The sequence below is a fragment of the Gracilibacillus sp. D59 genome (assembly GCF_052246695.1).
Lineage (GTDB): Bacteria > Bacillota > Bacilli > Bacillales > Amphibacillaceae > Gracilibacillus.
In genome coordinates this window covers 454,007-474,003 of record NZ_JBQQCK010000001.1, presented here as the reverse complement: position 1 = coordinate 474,003, position 19,997 = coordinate 454,007, and the positions used below count along the sequence as shown (strand labels likewise).

16 protein-coding genes and 1 pseudogene are annotated in these 19,997 nt (G+C 36.5%); 15 read left to right on the top strand and 2 right to left on the bottom strand.

The annotated features are described in order from the left end of the window. A complete protein-coding gene (locus ACTWP4_RS02190) occupies positions 1-1,014 on the bottom strand; it encodes a TRAP transporter substrate-binding protein (RefSeq protein WP_443127114.1) in 1,014 nt (337 codons plus the stop codon). Positions 1,015-1,361: 347 nt separating this feature from the next. Between ACTWP4_RS02190 and ACTWP4_RS02185 the strand changes: the two genes are divergently transcribed. The 15 genes and pseudogenes from ACTWP4_RS02185 to ACTWP4_RS02115 all read left to right on the top strand — a co-directional run bounded on the left by ACTWP4_RS02185 (position 1,362) and on the right by ACTWP4_RS02115 (position 19,395). Then, positions 1,362-2,387 (top strand): substrate-binding domain-containing protein, encoded by a 1,026-nt coding sequence (locus ACTWP4_RS02185; protein ID WP_443127359.1) that lies wholly within the window; start codon positions 1,362-1,364, stop codon positions 2,385-2,387. Between the two features lie 186 nt (positions 2,388-2,573). Then, entirely contained in the window at positions 2,574-3,809 is a 1,236-nt protein-coding gene (locus ACTWP4_RS02180) for an ABC transporter substrate-binding protein (protein ID WP_443127113.1), read from the top strand. A gap of 62 nt (positions 3,810-3,871) precedes the next feature. Beyond that, a complete protein-coding gene (locus tag ACTWP4_RS02175; protein ID WP_443127358.1) occupies positions 3,872-5,881 on the top strand; it encodes a glycoside hydrolase family 31 protein in 2,010 nt (669 codons plus the stop codon). Between the two features lie 44 nt (positions 5,882-5,925). Beyond that, positions 5,926-6,816 carry a carbohydrate ABC transporter permease gene (locus ACTWP4_RS02170; RefSeq protein WP_443127112.1) on the top strand — a complete coding sequence of 297 codons (891 nt, stop codon included), beginning with the start codon at positions 5,926-5,928 and terminating at the stop codon, positions 6,814-6,816. Next, on the top strand, positions 6,817-7,635 hold the full coding sequence (locus tag ACTWP4_RS02165) for a carbohydrate ABC transporter permease (protein WP_443127111.1): 819 nt from the start codon (positions 6,817-6,819) through the stop codon (positions 7,633-7,635). Between the two features lie 187 nt (positions 7,636-7,822). Then, complete coding sequence (locus ACTWP4_RS02160; protein WP_443127110.1) at positions 7,823-8,404, top strand: thioredoxin family protein; 582 nt, start codon at positions 7,823-7,825, stop codon at positions 8,402-8,404. Positions 8,405-8,668: 264 nt separating this feature from the next. After that, the gene (locus ACTWP4_RS02155) at positions 8,669-9,976 is read left to right on the top strand and encodes an MFS transporter (protein WP_443127109.1); all 1,308 of its coding nucleotides are present in this window, start codon (positions 8,669-8,671) and stop codon (positions 9,974-9,976) included. A 674-nt stretch (positions 9,977-10,650) separates the two neighbouring features. Continuing rightward, a complete protein-coding gene (locus ACTWP4_RS02150; RefSeq protein ID WP_443127108.1) occupies positions 10,651-11,613 on the top strand; it encodes a D-2-hydroxyacid dehydrogenase in 963 nt (320 codons plus the stop codon). Positions 11,614-11,671: 58 nt separating this feature from the next. Continuing rightward, positions 11,672-12,250, top strand: a complete 579-nt coding sequence (locus ACTWP4_RS02145) for a YdcF family protein (protein ID WP_443127107.1) — start codon at positions 11,672-11,674, stop codon at positions 12,248-12,250. 314 nt (positions 12,251-12,564) lie between these two features. Next, positions 12,565-13,737 (top strand): MFS transporter, encoded by a 1,173-nt coding sequence (locus tag ACTWP4_RS02140; RefSeq protein WP_443127357.1) that lies wholly within the window; start codon positions 12,565-12,567, stop codon positions 13,735-13,737. A gap of 113 nt (positions 13,738-13,850) precedes the next feature. After that, positions 13,851-14,197: pseudogene (locus tag ACTWP4_RS02135) on the top strand (winged helix-turn-helix domain-containing protein); the annotation flags it as partial. Positions 14,198-14,318: 121 nt separating this feature from the next. Then, complete coding sequence (locus tag ACTWP4_RS02130) at positions 14,319-14,447, top strand: hypothetical protein (protein WP_443127106.1); 129 nt, start codon at positions 14,319-14,321, stop codon at positions 14,445-14,447. 2 nt (positions 14,448-14,449) lie between these two features. After that, entirely contained in the window at positions 14,450-14,956 is a 507-nt protein-coding gene (locus ACTWP4_RS02125) for an AAA family ATPase (protein ID WP_443127105.1), read from the top strand. A 1,225-nt stretch (positions 14,957-16,181) separates the two neighbouring features. After that, positions 16,182-18,881, top strand: coding sequence for a DUF3289 family protein (locus ACTWP4_RS02120; protein WP_443127356.1), 2,700 nt, complete (start codon positions 16,182-16,184; stop codon positions 18,879-18,881). A 22-nt stretch (positions 18,882-18,903) separates the two neighbouring features. Then, positions 18,904-19,395: a hypothetical protein gene (locus ACTWP4_RS02115; protein WP_443127104.1), complete on the top strand. Its 492-nt coding sequence runs from the start codon at positions 18,904-18,906 to the stop codon at positions 19,393-19,395. A 338-nt stretch (positions 19,396-19,733) separates the two neighbouring features. Here the strand turns inward: ACTWP4_RS02115 and ACTWP4_RS02110 are convergent, their stop codons facing one another. Next, entirely contained in the window at positions 19,734-19,880 is a 147-nt protein-coding gene (locus ACTWP4_RS02110) for a BH0509 family protein (protein ID WP_443127103.1), read from the bottom strand. Positions 19,881-19,997 lie beyond the last annotated feature (117 nt).

Here is a 19,997-nt window from a genome sequence, read left to right as displayed (position 1 = left end):
TTACTCCTCTCTATTATTTCTTTCATCTTGAATCTTATTGTAAAGATCACCTAATTCATCATCTTGTTTAAATTTTTCATGAATAGGCTGTACTTTCTCTAAAAATGCCTTTTTATTTACATCTTCGTTGAATTTAACACCGTATTCTTCAACAGCCTCTTTTTTTTCTGCTTCTACTGCTTCTTTCCAAACTTCTTTTTCATATTCAGTAGATTCTTTCGCTGCTTCTTGTACAGCTTGTCGTTGGTCTTCACTTAGTTGTTTTAACGTATCATTATTCATAACGACGATATCCGGTACTCGTGTATGTTCATCATAAGAATAATAGGAAGCTACATCACCATGTCCAGCTGTTACAAGGGCAAATTCATTATTTTCTGCACCATCAATAATTCCTTGTTGTAAGGATGTATATACTTCATCACTTCCAAGTGGTACTGCTGTTCCACCTAATAATTCGATCATTTGGATAGCGGTTTCACTTTCCATTACACGAATCTTCTTCCCTTTAATATCTTCTGGTGTTTGTACAGGTCCGTCTGTTAAATAGAAACTTCGTTGTCCAGAGTTATAATAGGTGAGACCAACAAATCCTAAATCTTTGGTAGATTGATAGATTGGCTGCATGATTTCCTCATTGTCCATCACACGGAAAAAATGATCAATATTATCAAAGAGATAAGGGATACCGAAAATGGAATAATTATTGGAGAAACTTTCGAGTGCTGAACCGCTTACTTTTGTAATATCAATTGCACCTGTTTGTGTTAATTCAATTAGTTCACGTTCACCACCGATTTGTCCATCAGGGAAATATTTCACACTTACTTGTCCATTTGTCTTTTCTTCTACTAATTCTCCGAACTTTGCCATGGCATCTTTCACTGGCTGAGCATTACTGGCATAAGCAAATCGTAAGATAACACGTTCATCTGCATGTGTCTGTTGATTGCATCCGGTTACAAAAATAATGATACAGACACTTATCAGAGACCATAAAATTGTTCTTTTCATCGTTTTACCCCCAAGAGTCTAGTTTCTTTGTTGTTAAAGCCCTTACATTTCGTGGTAAATATACATAATTCGACTCCGATTATACTAACGAATAAAAAGAAAGTCAAAAAATAATGTTTATATGTTTTTGTTTTGGTTGGTTTATTTGTGTTTTGTGCTAAATGCAATGCTTTTAATGGCTTATTAAGTAAAATATAAAAAATACCAACGTGTAACAAAAAGTATTGACAAAACATAGTTTAATGCTTAGACTAAAAAACAAGTTATGTGAAAACGTTTTTAAACAAAAATGATGAACGTTCATCATTTTTAAATAATATTGCAGATGAAGGAAATTGGTGAGAGAAATGAAGGTAACGGCAAAGACTATTGCAGAACAACTAAATATGTCAACAGCTACCGTTGATAGAGTTTTACATAATAGAGGTGGTGTTAGTCCAAAAACAGTAAAGAAAGTATTGGAGAAAGCGAAAGAACTTAATTATAGGCCAAATAAGTCGGCAAGTTTTTTGGCGAAAAAGAAATCGATTCAAGTGGCTTGTGTTTTTCCTGAGTATCCAAAATACTTTTGGGAGGAAATAGAAGAAGGTATTATCACAACACTAGAAGATATTAAAGACTATGGGTTTCATGTAGACATTTTAAAAACACCTCATACTATTGATAAACAAATGGAAGTTGTTGATAACATTATAAAGTCTCAAAAATATGACGGTCTTGTTATTTGCCCGAGAGATGGTGTCCCGCTTGCTAGTATCATTGAATCAGGAATTAAAAATGATTTTCCGATTTTTACATTTAACAATGATTCACCATCAAGTAAGCGAATTTCGTATGTTGGTGCAGACTATTATGATGCAGGAAGATTAGCTGGCGAATTATCTGTTAAGCTGACCGGACCATCCAAAAAATTCGCGATTATTACTGATGAAGCTGACACCTTTCAGATGAAACAAAAACGACGAGGCTTCGAAGCTTTTGCTCTTGAAAACAAACAAGTTGACTTTGTCAAAATGCTCAAATTGGATAATCAACATATGGATGAATCATTACAAAAATTAAAAGAAAACATAATGGATGTGGATGGAATCTATGTTGCATGTGGTGCTTTAGCAGAAGTTGCAACAATTTTAAAAGATATTGAGACAAATAGACCTGTTCTGATCGGTCATGATATGAGTGAAACAATATATCATCAATTACAGAATGATATTGTGACAGCTACCATTTGTCAGGATCCTTTGTATCAGGGAAGTTTAGCAATACGATTAGCATTTAATTATTTGATGTTGGAGAAATATCCTGATAAGGAAGATAACATTGTGAAGCTTGAAATTGTCACAAAAGGTAATGCCAAATATTATTTGAAATAATATTTGGTTGCTTAATGTGAGGTGCGTACATCATTTATTGGAACGAATTCTCCTTAAGAAATCGTTAATTTTTCATCACAAAAATGATGAACGTGCATCATATTGAAAGGAGGGATGTTAATGGCAAATTCGTGAAAATCGTAATGTCTTTGTTGGAAGCGCAATCAATTAAAAGGGGTGTAAATAATGAAGAATAAAATAATTGTTGCTTTAACGATGTTTTTGTTAATTGTGTTAACAGCATGTGGAAATGGCGAAGAGAATACGCAGCAGGAAGAGACTAGTGAAAAACAAGAAATCTTATTATGGCATTATTATACTGGATCTGAAGAAGCGTTAAACGAAATTTTAGCAGATTATAATGAGTCGCAAGATGAAGTAGAGGTAAAAGCTGAATATGTACCATTTGATGAAATGAATAGACAATTATCTGTGGGAACAGCAGGTGATACGTTGCCTGACATTGTAATTGCGGATACAGTCAACAATGCTTCCATGGCATCGATGGGGATTTTAGCTGATATCACAGATAATGTAGAAGAATGGGGAAAAGCGGATCAATTTTTAGAAGGACCCTACAATTCTACTTTCTACAAAGGGAAACAATATGGGCTTCCTCTCACAACAAACTCTTTAGGTTTATTCTACAATAAAAAGATGTTAGCAGATGCTGGAATTGAAGAGCCTCCAACGACATGGGAGGAATTAGAAAAGACGGCAGATGCTTTAACTACCGACGAGGTTAAAGGATTTGGTTTATCTGCTGTTAGATCGGAAGAAGCAACCTTTCAATTCTATCCTTTCATCTATTCGGCAGGAGGCTCCTACAAAGAATTGGATTCTCCAGAAGCGGCAGAAGCCTTTAATTTCTTAAAGAACATGTTTGATCAAGGCTATATGAGCCAGGACATTCTAACGGCAACCCAGGATGACCTGACACGTATGTTTATCGAAGAAAAATTAGCAATGATGATCAATGGTCCATGGATGATTGACCAACTCACAGAAAATGAAAATCTGGATTTTGGTATTACATATATACCAAAAGATAAAGAATTTGCTTCTGTTACCGGTGGGGATAATATCTCGATTACAGAGTCCGGCAATAAAGAAGCGGCTTGGGATTTTATATCATGGCTGTTTGAGCCTGAACAAAATGAGCGGTTTGCAAAAGAAACGGGATATTATCCAACCAGATCAGACGTCTTAAATGAGGCAGACTATTGGAAGAATGAAGAGCTTGTGAAGGAATTTATTCCAATTATGGAAGTGGCTGAACCTCGTGGTCCTTCACCTAAATGGCCAAGTGTCTCAGAGGAAATTCAGCTAGCAATTCAAAAAATCTTAACCGATGAACAGCCGGTAGAGGACGCGCTAAGTGAAGCAGCTGATAATATAGCTGAAATTGAAGCATCAGAGTGATAAACAGGAGGCAGTTAGATTAACTGCCTTCTAAACATAAGAAACAGGAGTGGTGAGAAGTGATGGACAGTGTATTTACAGTAGAAGGAAATCGACTTATACGAGAATTTGATGGTGAGAAATTATGGGTTGAACCATGGGGACAAGATAGTTTAAGAGTCCGATCTACCTATTTAGCTTCTATGACAGAAGAAGATTGGGCGTTATTGCCACAGTCAGATACAAAAACAAATATTACAGTAGAAGACGATCGGGCCATAATAGAAAACGGCAAAATTCGTGCAGTGATTTCTGCTGGAGGGGCCGGTAAAACGACCTTTTATAATCAAAAAGGTGAGATTTTGCTACAAGAATATGTACGGAATCGTAAAAATTTAAAAGAATTTACAAGTGCATTGAAAATAGATGCCAGAGAATTTAAAGCTAATCTTGGTGGGGATTTTCAGCTAACACAAAGATTTGAATCAGATCCAAATGAAAAACTCTATGGCATGGGGCAATATCAGCAACCATTTTTAGATTTAAAAAACTGTACATTAGAGTTGGCGCACCGTAATTCACAAGCAAGTGTACCTTTTGCCCTTTCCAGTTTAGGGTATGGTTTCCTCTGGAATAATCCTGCAATTGGTCAGGTTATCTTTGGCAAAAATGTCACGGAATGGGTGGCTAATTCCACTAAACAACTTGATTTTTGGATTACTGCAGGCGACTCACCCGCAGAAATTGAGGAAGCTTATGCAAGAGCAACCGGTACCGTTCCAATGATGCCTGACTATGGTCTCGGCTTCTGGCAATGTAAACTCCGTTATCAAACACAAGAGGAGTTATTGGAAGTTGCTCGTGAGTATAAAAGAAGAAATTTACCGATTGATGTGATTGTCATCGATTATTTCCACTGGCCGACACAAGGTGATTGGAAGTTTGATGCCGATTATTGGCCAGATCCGGAAGAAATGGTCCGAGAGTTAAAGGAAATGGGTATTGAGTTAATGGTTTCGATCTGGCCAACGGTTGATAAAAAAAGTGAAAACTATCAGGAAATGTTGCAGAAAGGTTATTTGACGAGAACGGAGAAAGGTATTCGGATTACTCATGATTTCTTAGGAAACACTGTTTATTTTGATACCACTCATCCTGGTGCTAGAGATTTTGTTTGGGAAAAGGCAAAGAAAAATTATTATGACAAAGGGATTAAGATATTTTGGTTAGATGAGGCAGAACCGGAGTATAACGTGTATGACTTTGAGAATTATCGTTACCATATTGGTCCTAATGCACAGGTTGGCAACATCTATCCGATGATGTTTTCAAAAGCATTTTATGATGGAATGGCAGAGGAAGGGCAAGAAAATATCGTAAATCTTGTACGTTGTGCTTGGGCAGGTAGTCAGCGTTACGGTGCTTTAGTGTGGTCAGGCGATATTGATTCCAGTTTTGAATCATTAAGGAACCAATTTAACACGGGATTAAATATGGGGTTAGCTGGCATCCCGTGGTGGACTACTGACATTGGTGGATTTCAGGGGGCGTATACAGAGGATCCTGATTTTAGAGAATGTATGATTAGATGGTTTCAATATGGTGCATTTTGTCCAGTATTCCGACTCCATGGAGATAGGGAACCTCATTCTGAGCCTCTCGGATCAAGTGGTGGTGGTCTGTGCCCAAGTGGTGCAGATAATGAAGTGTGGAGTTATGGAGAGGAAGCCTACCACATTTTTAAGAAATATATGTTAATGAGAGAACGGCTTAGACCTTATATCAAAGAATTGATGAAAGAGGCACATGAAAAAGGAACACCAGTGATGAGACCACTATTTTACGATTTTTATAATGATCGCCAAGCCTGGAACATAGAAGATGCATATATGTTTGGGCCAGACTTACTTGTGGCACCGGTTCTTCATGAAGGACAGCGAACTAGAAGTGTTTATTTACCAAATGGTGCATCCTGGACAAATGCACACACAGGTGAAGTATTCGATGGGGGTCAACATATAGAATGTGATGCATCGCTTGATACGATTCCATTATTTTTGAAAGATGATGCTACATTACCTATACAAAAATAAGTCATGATGAAAATGATTTAGGAGAAAGGAATGAGGTGCTCCAAGTGTGGAAGAAACTTAGTAAGCAAGCGGGAGGCTATTTGTTTGTGCTTCCTGCTGTGATATTTATGTTGCTATTGATTGGCTATCCGTTACTTTATAATATTATTCTTAGCTTTCAAAATGTTGATTTAAGTAACTTAGCTTCAGGTGACAGACAATTTGTAGGTTTTGACAACTATCGAACGGTTGCAGAAGAAAAAGTGTTTGGAATATCGATTAAAAATACATTGATCTACACGGTAGGTAGTGTATTTTTTCAAGTAATTATAGGTTTTTGTCTTGCATCTTTTTTTAGTATGAAATTTAAAATAGCTGGTTTTCTCAGAGGTATTATGATGATAAGCTGGCTAATTCCGATGACGGTTACGGCTCTCTTGTTTAAATTTATGATGGGCTCCAGCGAAGGGATACTGAATCAGATGTTACTTACATTTCAATTTATCGACGAACCAATTGGCTGGTTATCTAGTCCTGATATAGCATTGTGGAGTGTGATCATAGCTAATATCTGGGTCGGTATTCCATTTAACATGTTATTATTATCAACTGGATTAAGTAGTCTACCACAGGATGTATATGAAAGTGCCAGCTTGGATGGAGCGAATTGGTGGCAGAAGCTTGTTCATATTACATTACCATTATTAAAGCCAGTAATCATGGTTGTATTAATGCTAGGCTTTATTTATACATTTAAGGTTTTTGATGTTGTCTATGTAATGACTGGAGGAGGTCCAATTAATTCAACAGAGGTACTCTCGACATTGGCCTTTAGATATTCTTTTAGTGATTTTGATTTTAGTTTAGGTGCAGCCGTCGCTAATGTATTATTTATGATATTATTCGTGATTAGTTTAGTTTATTTGCGGATGATCAAGAAAGATGAGGCGATTTAAATGAGTGAAAGGAAAAATTGGATATTTAGTATTATAGGTATTTTAATTGTTGCCTTGTTTCTCTTTCCAGTGTACTGGATGGTCATTACTGCTTTTAAAACACAAACTGAAATATTTCAGTCGCCACCAACATTATTCCCACAAAACTTTCAAATCGATAGTTTTATAGCGATTATGCAAGGGAATGTTGGACAATATTTTCTTAATAGTGTCATTATTGCGAGTCTGGCAACCTTAGTTGTTCTGTTATTAGCAGTTCCCTCAGCGTACGGTTTGGCAAGATTTAAAATTAAGGGAGTTTCATCCATGATGCTTATTTTTCTTGTCACTCAAATGTTACCTGCAACGGTTGTATTAACTCCATTATTCATCGTGTTTAATAATTTAGGATTATTGAATACGTACGTCGCACCCGTACTGGCAACTGCTACACTTGGAGTACCTTTTTCTGTCTTACTGTTGAGAACCTTCTTTATCGGTATACCAAAAGAGTTAGAAGAAGCAGCTAATATCGATGGTTGTAGTCGTTTAAGAGCATTCCTGCAAGTAATAATCCCGATCTCACTACCAAGTATAATGGTATGTGGAGCAATTTCTTTCTTTTTCGCTTGGGGAGATTTAATTTTTAGTATTACGTTTAATAGGGATCAAGAATTATGGCCACTTACAGCAGGTATTTTTAATGCGGTCGGGCGGTATGGGATCGAATGGAATAACTTAATGGCATTTGCCACTATTTCCGTCACGCCAGTAATTATTATCTTTGTTCTGCTGCAGAAACATTTAGTGGAAGGATTAGTGAGCGGATCTGTTAAATAGGTTAAGAAAGGTAATGACCATGATGGTTATTACCTTTCTTTTATTCCTTCGAATACGGTTATGCAATGATACTTTGGTGAGTCTACATAATTTTTCTTTTTCACGATAGCTAAGCATTATCTTTGAATCTACCTCTTCTTTTTGATATCGTTTTCACGAATAGTGTATTAAAGGGAGGAGTTTTTTTATGGCTTTCACGTTGGGATTAGGACAAAAGGCACCAGATTTTAAGCTTCCTGCTACAGATGGTAAGACGTATCGCTTATCGGATTTTGATGATGCAAATGTTTTGGTGGTTTTCTTTACGTGCAATCATTGCCCGTTTGTTGTTGGATCGAATGAAGTGACACGGGCGACAGCTGAAAAATTTGCGGATCAAGGTGTAAAGTTTGTTGGGATCAATTCTAATAGTGTAAATACAAAACCGGACGATTCATTTGAAGTAATGGTGGAACAAATGAAAGAGCAGAAATATCCGTGGGTGTATTTACATGATGAGTCACAAGATGTGGCCAAGGCATATGGTGCTTTGCGTACACCACACTTTTACGTATTCGATCAAAATCGTGAGTTAGTTTATACTGGTCGTGGCCTTGACAATCCACGTGAGTCTGAAAAAGCAACAGTAAATGATTTGGAAAATGCGCTTTCTGAACATTTGGCTGGTAAGGAAATTACAACACCATTAACTAATCCGCTCGGTTGTAACGTGAAATGGCATGGTCAAGATGAACATTGGATGCCTGCAGAAGCGTGTGATCTAGTATAGAATAGCAGTCATTAGTTAGTGTCTAGTAGATTAATGGATATTTAAAATGATAAGTGCTATAGCCCACATTCTAAATACTATGTGGGCTATAATTATAATCTTTTTCAAAACAAATAAAACCTCATTTGTTTGTTTTGTTTTTATTTGTATTGACTTTTTTGTATTTTTGTACTATTTTAGTCGTAACATTTCCATTTTTATAGCGAGATAAAAAACTTTTTGTAAACGGATTCATAAATAATTTCTAAAATGGAGGAATGATTCATGAAGAAGCAAAAAGTGACAACAGGGTGGAAGGCTACTGTTGCGATAGCGATGGCAAATTATATTGAGGCTGGTGCGATTATCGCAGCTGCCAGTAGCCTTACACTTTGGCAAACCTATTTGGGAATTGACAGTGTTGGTGTTGGCTTGTTGAGTGCTTTAAGTGCAAATGCGCTTGGTGCAGCTATTGGTGCATTATTAGGAGGCTATATTACAGACAAATTTGGTAGGAAAATTGTATTTAACTATGATTTGCTTGTATATATGTTCGGTATATTACTCATTATGCTTTCAGTCAGTTTCCCAATGTTATTGATCGGTACTATTATTACAGGTGTAGCAGTTGGTGTAGCTGTACCGGTGTCTTGGACATATATCGCAGAAGAAGCACCATCTAAACAAAGAGCAGCACGCGTAGGAGCAGCGCAATTAGCTTGGTCGATTGGTCCAATGATTACCTTTTTCTTAGCGGTTCTCGCAGAACCATTAGGGTTATTGGGCTCACGTCTTATCTTCTTCCACTTATTTATTGTGGCTTTCATTACTTGGTATTTAAGACGTGGATTACCAGAGTCTAAGATTTGGTCTGATGATAATGAAAAGAAAAAACTAGAAAGCAAAGATCAAAAGTTATTACAGAGTTCGTTGAAAGATTTATTTTCGCTAAAAGTTAATCGACAAGCTATTTTTCTATTAATTGGAATCTACTTGTTCTGGAACTTAACGGCTGGAGCAATGGGATATTTCATGCCATATATTTATGAAAATGTAGGCGGTTTAACGAATGGACAAGCTAACTTGATGCAAGCCTTTTTATGGATGTTTACAGTGTTGACTACATTCTTTGGTTTCATGAAAATGGCTGATAAGATGAGTCAACGATTCTTATTTGGCTTAGGTGCTGCTATGGGTATTGTAGCATGGTTGATTTTAACTTTTGTACCAATGAATTGGGTTTCTTTAATCCTATTCGTAGTATTATGGGGATCAGCAGCAGGTATTGGAGCACAAGCCTTTTATGCATTGTGGACGAGTGAACTATTTATTACGCGTTATCGCGCCACAGCACAAGGGTTTATGTACTTTATTGTGCGAAGTGGAATTGCCATTTGGTCCTTCGTTTTACCAATCATTATGGATACACTTAGCTTTACGGTTGCGGGAATTGTTATGATCGGTTTCTTAGTGATCCATATGGTAATTGGTGTTGCTCTAACACCAAAAACCCGTGGTAAAACATTAGAGCAAATTGAAGAAGAACGTTATGGAAATCGGTCAAATCGGATATCTTCGGTTTCCAATCATTAAGTAGTAAGTTAATTCACCTTTTCTTGCTTTAAGAGGAAAGGTGGATTTTTTTATAAGACAAGAAAATTTTCGCGGATGTCTAGCTCGGAAACTAGACGACTTAACTTCATCATGTAAAAAAGGAGGTGAAAGATAAATTCATCAAGAGTGAACAAAGATTTGTAGAATAAACTAGGATAAACGACAAAACCAATAAGGAAGAGTGAAGATTTGTAGAATAAACTAGGATAAACGACAAAACCAATAAGGAAGAGCGAAGATTTGTAGAATAAACTAGGATAAACGACAAAACCAATAAGAAAGAGCGAAGATTTGTTGAATAAATTAGGATAAACGACAAAACCAATAAGGGAAAACAATAACTTTATCTATCAAAGGAAGTATAATATTCATTTCAAATTAGGGGGAAGGGCTTTCCTGTTTTTCTTATAAGACAAGAAAGTATAAAATTTGCGCGAATGTCTAGCTCCGGCGCCCAAAAACTAGGCGACTTCACGAATCTCCCTACGATAAGTCATCATCTCGCTCTAGTCGCTACGTTTCTAAACGGGCGCTCTGCGCTTTTCTTATTGCATCTGCTGGATTTTAAGGAAAATTAATATTTTTAACAATCTAAAATTATCAGTAATGTTTAGAAAAGTGGTAAACTACAAATAAATCAAGGGAGGGATTTGATGGCTGAAAGGACATTAGTAATCAACTTGAACTTAGAAGAAAATCTGTTAAGTGAAATCAAACAAGAAGTACCTGACTGGAATGTTATCGCCAATAAAAATACTGATGAGATCGAGGATGAACTTGCCGAGGCGGAAGTAGTACTTCATTGGAAAAGGGCCGCTGCGCCAACTTTGCTTGAGAAAAACAATCACTTAAAGTGGATACAAACTTGGAGTGCAGGAGTTAATGGCCTTCCTCTTGAGACGTTACAACATAAAAACGTGACTTTAACAAGTGCAAACGGTGTACACGCTTATCCGATTTCCGAAACGATTTTTGCCCATATGCTTGGATTAACCCGGAAAATTCATACATATGTGCGCCAGCAACAGGAAAAAACGTGGCACAATGCAGGACTAAAATTAGAAATTCATGAAAAAACGATAGGTATTATAGGTGTTGGTGCCATTGGTCAAGAAACAGCCAAAATCGCAAAAGCCTTTGGTATGAAAACTTTAGGTGTACGTCATTCTGGGAAACCGACAGAACATATTGATGAAATGTATACTCCTGATCAATTGGCTGATATTTTACCTCAATGCGACTATGTTGTGATCACGCTTCCTTTGACAGAAGAAACAACTGGCATGTTTGGAGCAGAAGAGTTCCGTCAAATGAAAAATAGTGCTTTTCTCATTAACATTGGAAGAGGACCGATTGTTAACGAAGATGAGCTCATTAAAGCTTTGGAAAATCAGGAAATTGCCGGTGCTGGACTCGATGTGTTTGCTACGGAACCCTTGCCGGCTGACAGTCCATTATGGAACATGGATAATGTCATTGTAACCCCGCACACAGCAGGAGCAACAGAACACTATACCGAGCGTGTTATTCGAGATATTTTCATTCCTAATTTAAGACATTATCTAAAGGCTGGTGCCCCAAATGTGAATGTTGTAGATTATGAGAAAGGATATTAAAATTATTCTGATGGTAGAGTAGAATAGCAAGTGTATTATTCAGACGGGGAGTGGCGGTATGGATTGGAAAAAATGGTTGTTCTTCTCATTGCCACTTTTTTTATTGCTAATTTGCGTTATTGTTTTGATTAATTTACATAAATTTTTAGTGTTAGAACAAAAGCCGAAAAAAGCAGACGCTATTTTAGTATTAAGTGGAGGAGAAGGGAATAGAGAGGCAGAAGCAGCAAAGCTTTATCATGAAGGATGGAGCGATACCATTATAGTCACCGGTGCACTTGTTGGTTGGGAAACCTACACATCGGAAATTATGACAGAGCATTTGATTGAATTGGATGTGCCTTCAGACGCTATTTATTCCTTTAAAGACGTGACTAGTACCAGAGAGGAAGCAGAACTTTCCATACCACTGTTGCGCCAGCTAAACGTCGACACCCTGATGCTTGTGACAAATAAATATCATTCCGCACGGGCAAAATGGATCTTTCAAAAAACACTACAAGGTGAAAATATAGAAGTCATCTCTGTCCCGGTCCGTGATGACGTCTTTGACGAGGATTGGTGGAAAGATCATGAAACAAGAAAGCACGGTGCGAGCGAAGTATTAAAATTCGTTTGGGAACTTTTCCGGCTATAACAGTTAAAAAGGGAAGCAGCACACTAAACGCTACTTCCCCTTCAAATATTGTTCCATTTGCTCATCAGCTCTGCCAGCTACTACTAGACAGCAGTATAACACAAACGTTATGAACGAGAACAAACCGCCAACTATCCACCACCACATATCGCATGACCCTCTCTTCAGATGTCTATACCCCGTACCATTTTTCACAAAAAAACAAGTCGATATACGTTATTAATGTGCATATTGTTTTTATCATCAGTGTGTCCTGCGTTATAATATGTTTCGATTATCGAAATAAAGGAGTCCTGCATGTGAGTCAATTGCAAATGAAAAAAGAGAAAATTTGGACGAAGGATTTTGCCCTGATTTGTATGGCAAATTTTTTTATATTTTTAGGGTTTCAGATGACGTTGCCAACGATTCCGTTGTTTGTCCAACACTTGGGTGGAAGTGATGAGTTTATTGGAATTATTACAGGTATTTTTACATTTTCAGCATTGCTTTTGCGACCAACTGCCGGGCATGCGTTGGAATCTAAGGGAAGACAATTTGTCTATATGATAGGGTTGGGCATTTTTGTGATTTCGATTGGTTCCTATGCGTTTATTACGAGCATTGTCTTTTTATTTATTATGCGCTGTGTTCAAGGGTTAGGTTGGGGTTTCTCAACAACGGCTACTGGTACAATTGCAACAGATTTGATTCCTAAGAGTAGACGTGGGGAAGGAATGGGCTATTTTGGTCTTTCTGGTAATATTGCGCTTGCTTTCGGGCCCGCACTAGGACTTACATTGTATGGTTATATATCGTTTACGACATTGTTTTTAATTTGTTCAGCGTTAGGATTAGTAGCGTTATTGTTATCTAGTCTGATTACATATAAGCCTGTTGATCCCGAAGCCAAAAAGGTAGTTGTTCCAAAGTTTGATGTGTTTGAGAGAAAGGCATTACGACCGTCGTTATTGCTATTTTTTATTACGACATGTTTTGGCGGAATTGCTTCGTTTCTACCGTTATATACTGAGCAAGAAGGGGTGGCAGGAATTGAGGTTTATTTTGTTGTTTTTGCGATTTTCTTAATGATCACGAGAACGTTTGCTGGGCAATTATATGATAAAAAAGGGCACATAGTGGTGTTTTTACCAGGGACAAGTGCAATTTTGATCGCAATGGTCTTATTAGCATGGTTGCCAAATTCTTTTGTTCTGTATTTAGCTGCAGCATTGTATGGATTAGGATTTGGTACAGTACAGCCAGCGCTTCAAGCGTGGGCAGTTAATCAGGCGCCTGACAATCGTAAAGGAATGGCGAATGCGACTTTCTTTTCCTTCTTTGATTTAGGTGTGGGTGTTGGTGCGATAGGTTTTGGTTTTATTGCATCTGGTTTTGGTTACAGCTACATTTACATTGCAGGTGCCGCTTCAGCGATGATTTCGATTTTATTATATATATCGTTGTTGGTGAAAGATAAAAAGGTTCGGCAACAGGGAGTGGTTTAACAGATGGTTTGGTCGTTAATGTATAGATTTGCGAATATCGGATGCTTTATAAAGAAAGTATACTTGTTTTATAAAGAGCACAATCATACAAATCTACTAAAAGGATGAATATTATGCCGGTTAATTCTTTTGTATTATCGCATGAGCCGGAAGCCATCGATTGATAAAGCGAAAAGGTCATTTGCAAAGCAATAAAACAGGACATTGTAAATGGAGTTTTATTACCTGGCACTATGCTTCCTCCACAATGAGAACTGGCTGGCTATTTAGATTAAAATTTGAGTACCATTTCCAAAGCGTTCAAAGTATGGCGAGTCAAAAGGATTGTTAAGTGCAGCTGTGGGTAACGGCACATTTATATCTTATGATACGTTATCAAATGCTTATTTACTAGAAGAAACCAAAACATTTAATAGAAATGGGTGCAACACTATCTGATGATGATTCTTATCATCCATTATTCCTAACTCCGATATTGGATATTTATGTTAAAATGTAAATGAGTTTGTGAAAAAATTCATTTAAACTGGCAGTTAAGTTGAACAAGAAATGTAAGTGAATTTCAAACTTTGGAGGTACATATGAAATTTGTAATATATCCTAGTGAATGTGAAGCAGTCGAATTTTTTGAACCAGCAGATGTTACACTTCAAGGAAAAACTTTGATAGGCATACCTTACGATGCTTATCCAGTTGAATGGAGGGTCTAGCCATGGGTATTAGGAATTATCTTATTGAAGGCGTTTCCTGCACTGGCAAAACGACGGTCTGCAACGAATTGCAGCGGCGCGGCTACCATGCTATTCATGGTGACCGTGAATTGGCTTATCAAGGCGATCCGGAAACTGGTACACCGACGGATAGCGCCACGCACGAGAACCACATTTGGCATGTAGATAAAGTAAAAGCTTTGGTCGCCAACCAAGATGAGGCGGTAACATTTTTTTGCGGTGGTTCTAGGAACTTTTCGAAGTTCTTAGATCTATTTGACGGCGTGTTTGTCTTAGATGTCGACATTGACACATTGAACCGGCGGCTTGACGAGCGACCGGAAAATGAGTTTGGCGGAAAAAAAACTGAACGGGAACTCATTGTACGATTGCACCAAACGAAAGAAGACATTCCGAAAAACGGAATTATAATCAACGCCAACGCATCAATCGAGCACGTTGTTGACGAGATCATTCGGCAAAGCGAAATAAATAAACGCCAACGATAGTAACTTACGCTTGCTCATGTATAGAGACCAATACACCGGTGCACATCGAGACGAATAATATAGATTTGTAAAAAAATCACTTAAAGTAACGGGGCTTTTCTGCAAAAAGCAAAAACGTTTATTTTACTATTGAGGCAGGATTTTTGAATTAGAAGGGGGAAAAGATGAATGTAAAGATATTTTTCAGCACAGTTAAATGCTTATCATGAAACACTTAAGCGTTACTAAATTTAATTGATGGCATGCTGAAGAGCAAGCTAACTGAAAACCAAAAAAATGCTTCATTACTTTAAAAGCATCATACTAGACCATCTAACCTGTTTGTTTTCTTTAGCAACTCTTAATTTAGCTGAACTCTTTGAACGTTGTTAATTCCTTTGTAATCGTATTTTTTATTTTCTCCCCACATCTCTCACTACATATAGCAACTATACCATCAGTTCCTTGGTTCTTTGTTTATAGGTCACTAGCTGTTACAATCCTAGGAACACCTAGTATTACGATTACTTAACTTTATTTGAGTAATCCTACTCTCACTGCTCGAGAAATCTACGCCTTTTGCAAACTTAACACTTAATCCAAATCTGGTTTATCATCTTTCATACATCAGGCACAACCCAACATTGAATATCACATCCTAATCAATATTATCAGGTAATTACCTTTCATTATTTACGTAGCACTTTTTATTAGTAATGAGAGTTCCGCTATTACTGTATTTCGCCCGATTCATGAAGATCAAGGGGCAATTTAAACCGGTACCCAATTATTAAAGCATTAGCTATCAGAACAAGTGAAGAATTGGAAACAGATTGTTACCGATATTTTAAGTTTATGAATTAAAGGAAGGAACTATCGAAAAAGTCATGGCAAAAAGCAGTTTGGAATTGGGCTTAGAGATTCTAAAAAAAACGAATCGATGGTAGATAACCTTATTCCATAATCATTTTCTTGTACAAAATTTTTAAAGAAAATTCGCCACACTCTAAGGATTAGGTGGCTTTCTGATTGATTAATTTTTAGAAAATTCAGTATTTGTATTGATTGGAATACATTTCCATTATATACTTTTATAGGTACCAACTAGTTGCTATTAGAAAAGTAACACTCGTAAAGGAGATGATTTAATGACATTGTCTAAAGGATTCTGACAATACTTCTTTGGAGGGGAACCACGATATCTTATTTAGGTTAAATTAATATTTTCATAGGGGAGATTTTCGTGATGAAAAATAAAGTGAAAATGATGTTGAGTTTTTTATTGATCTTTACAATGATTTTCGGTGGATCTTGGCAAGCAGTGATTGCCAAGGGTAATGATCAGAATTCTAGTGAGAAAAATGTAAAACAGTGGTTAAGTGAATATGAATTCTATGAGGATACCAGAGATGGAAAAATCTATGAGAAGGTTGCAATAAATGAATTAAAGCGCTTTGCAAAAGTCATAAAAGATACGAATGCTAAGTTTGATTCTAAAGCACTTGATAAGGAATTTGATAAAACCAGCGACTTTAAGCAGAATGATATTAATGAGCTTGATAGGTTTGAAGAATTGATTAAGCAATATGAAGAGGCAGTTCAAGAGGAGTATATAAAAGGAGTTGTTCTAAAAAGTGATCGACTCTTGAAAATTAAACATAAGTTAACAGTATATCTATGGGGGTATGTATCAAAAAATGATTTTAATCAACCAACTGAAATATTAATTGCAGATATACTCTTTAATTTTTATTTATCCGATAAAATTGTCAATAAAAATGCTATCGGCATCCTAAAGGATATCTCTGAAAATACGGATCACAAAGGAAATAAAATAAAAGCTCATTTGAATAACGCTGTAAAAATGCATGAAAAAGCTAATGAATTTCTAGAAAAAGATCTGGCTATCCCTGCAGCAAAATCCTATCAAAATGTATATAAACAAGTATTATTCGGACTTGAAAAAGCAGGCTATCAATTTAACACAGAATTCTTTGAATCTACTTCTGACACGGATGGTGACACGATAACCGATGGAATAGAATTTCTAGAGGGAATGAATCCATTTGAAAAGGATACAGATGGTGATGGATTAAAGGACAAAATTGAATATGAGATGAAGTCCACTATTTCCCCTATAAAATATGATACAGATGATAATGGCATAAGTGATGCTGATGAAGATAGCGATGAAGACGGCCTCAAAAATAAAGATGAGCAGGCTTATCAAACAAATTTGATGAAGAAAGATTCAGACCAAGATGGTTTAACTGACAGTTTTGAAGTTCAACAGTTTGATTCATTACCTAATAAGAATGATACAGATAGCGATGGATTAAGTGATGGAGATGAACATGTTTTAAAGACAAACCCGAATGCTGTAGACAGTGATAATGACGAGACTATGGATTCACAAGAACTCCATCAACAAACTATTCGTCAATCATTGAAACCATCTGGAAAATCAGAAATTACAAGTGTAGAAATTAGTTTTAGTGCAAAGGATAATATAAATAAAACGACTAGAATTAGCACAAACAAAGGCAATATGAAAACAACTAATTTACACGGTATTATTGGTTCTCCTATTAGGATCAATACGCAATCAGAATTTGAGAAAGCAAGCATTACATTTACTTATGATGAATCAAAGCTAGGAGACACGTTGGAAGATGATCTAGCCGTCGTTTGGTATAATGAGGAGAAAGAAATGTTTGAAAGCCTTAACGCTGAGTTAGATACAAGTAAGAATACCATAAATGTGGAAACGACTCACCTTAGTGAATATATGGTTGTTGATAAGAAAAAATGGTTGGAGCTTTGGGGTAAGGAAATAGACTACTTAAGCAGAGAAAAGAATATAGTTGCTAGTAGCGATGATTCAAGTGGAGAAGTGACAGATCTAAAAGATTCAGATGGGGATGGCTTAAACGATACCTATGAAACTGAAGGCATGAAAACACCATACGGTATAATTTACTCAGACCCTAAAAAGAAAGATAGTGACGGTGATGGGCTAACCGATGGGCAAGAAATGGGTCCATTCGAATCATTCACGTTAGAAATTTTTGGGGTTACTCTTCATTTTGAAGGTTTCTTTCCAACCAGTTTTCCTGACCGAAAAGATAGTGATGGAGATGGAATATTTGATAATGAGGATTCGAGACCATTCTACTCTGATTTATCCGAATTAGTAATTTATCAATCAGATAGACCAGAAGGCTACGATGAAAATGGAAATGTTGCGAATGATATGAAAACAAATGATTATACAGGAGATGAGATAAGAGACATTAGCTGGATGTTTAATTTCCAATTACTTGAATCTTACTTCCCAGGTATTCTCTTTGATGAGTTCGAGACAATGTCAACAAGCTTATTTTCTATGGGAGAAATGGAAGATGTTATTTTAGATATGATTGATCATTTTGAGGAAGGCAATGGTACTGATTATCGCAATCAGACTTTAACGAAAAAAGCGAGGGAGCATGAGACAACAAAAGCCTATATTGAATTTCTAAAAAATGCTTTAGTTGATGAGTTAGAGAAAAATGGAGGCAATTTGGCAGCACTTCAGTTTGATAAAAGTACAAAGGATACAAATAAATTTTATCAATATATACAGGATAATGCTTCGTACCCGACGTTTAGCAGTTGGGATGATAGATTAGGCGGACTTACAATTACAGTAAATGATACGTGGGGGAATACCATTTCCGTAAAAGATTTTTCTGTAGACAACAATCACTTTGAAGGTGTCATGCATGTCCGTTTATATGATCATTTTGGCTTAGATCAGCCAGATGTGGAGAAGATGTATGTCAATTTAGCAGGATTTCGCGCCTGGTTTGTCTTACAGCATCATGAGGATTATGACGGTGAATATAAGCCTTTTATTACTTTAATGGAAATGGATATACCATTCGAGGGGGACTTGAACAATTAAAGTTAATTTTAAAATTCTAGTTTTGATTATTGGTATTTGCTTCATTCCGTTATACTTAATTGGATGTACAAAGAATGAGGGAACAAGCGGGGAAACAAAGATTTTCGAAATTGCCAATACAGAACAGGTCGTTGGTAAAAAGGATGAAGAAGTGGTAACGCTTAGAAAGCATTATATGATACTGAATCCGCCAAAAGATTTAAAGGGTTTGAAAGAAATAGTTGAAAAATACATGAAGAATCATCCAGTTGAAGATGAAATGAAAGAAATAGAAGGAAAAAACAGGATTTTTTATATGTCCTTCTACAGGGAAAGTGACGATTTGCCAAGAGACTGGCAGCCTGATGAAAGTTACATGAATACTGATCGGATGGAACACCATAAGCATGATCTCATTGCATCAAGCATTTGGTCAGATGCTGAGCCGCAAAAAGAATACAATGTTTATGATAAAAATAAGGAAGGAAAGATAATTAAAAGGATGCGTTTTATTGGGGATCAGCTTGTTGAGTGATACACGATCTATACACTAAAATAAATAATTGGACATTATCGGAAATTAAAATAGGAACACTACATGATAGACTGGGGATCACTATGAATATTTTCCATAGTGGCCCTCATTACTCGAGCTACTCAGTTATTCTGTTATAGGGCGCTATCCTTGAAGAGGGTAGTGCTTTTTCCTTTTAAGGACCATATTGTGCAACAAACGTTTAAAGAAAATTGGTAAAGACGAAGGGAATGTGAAAGAGATGAATGGTGCTAGAAAATTCAGAAGGATTTTTTGGCACTAAAAAACAGCTCCCGGATAAACCCACCCTAGAGCTGTGTAAAGATTATTTACCAATTTTACATCAAATCATATACAGATTCCTCGAAATAGAGCCAGTGAAAATATTCAATTTGTTCGTCTGTCATATTGAATAATGTTTCCTCATTAAATTTGTTTTTTTCTAGTAGATGTTCCATTTTGTCATTTCTTTCTATTTGGCTCATGTTAAGTCCTCCTCATGGCTCTTTAAAAAGAGTTATCATTAATGAATTCGCTTTCATGATGTTACTTTTATTGTAAATCTCAATATAAGATTATACAAATATCAATTTGAGAACGAT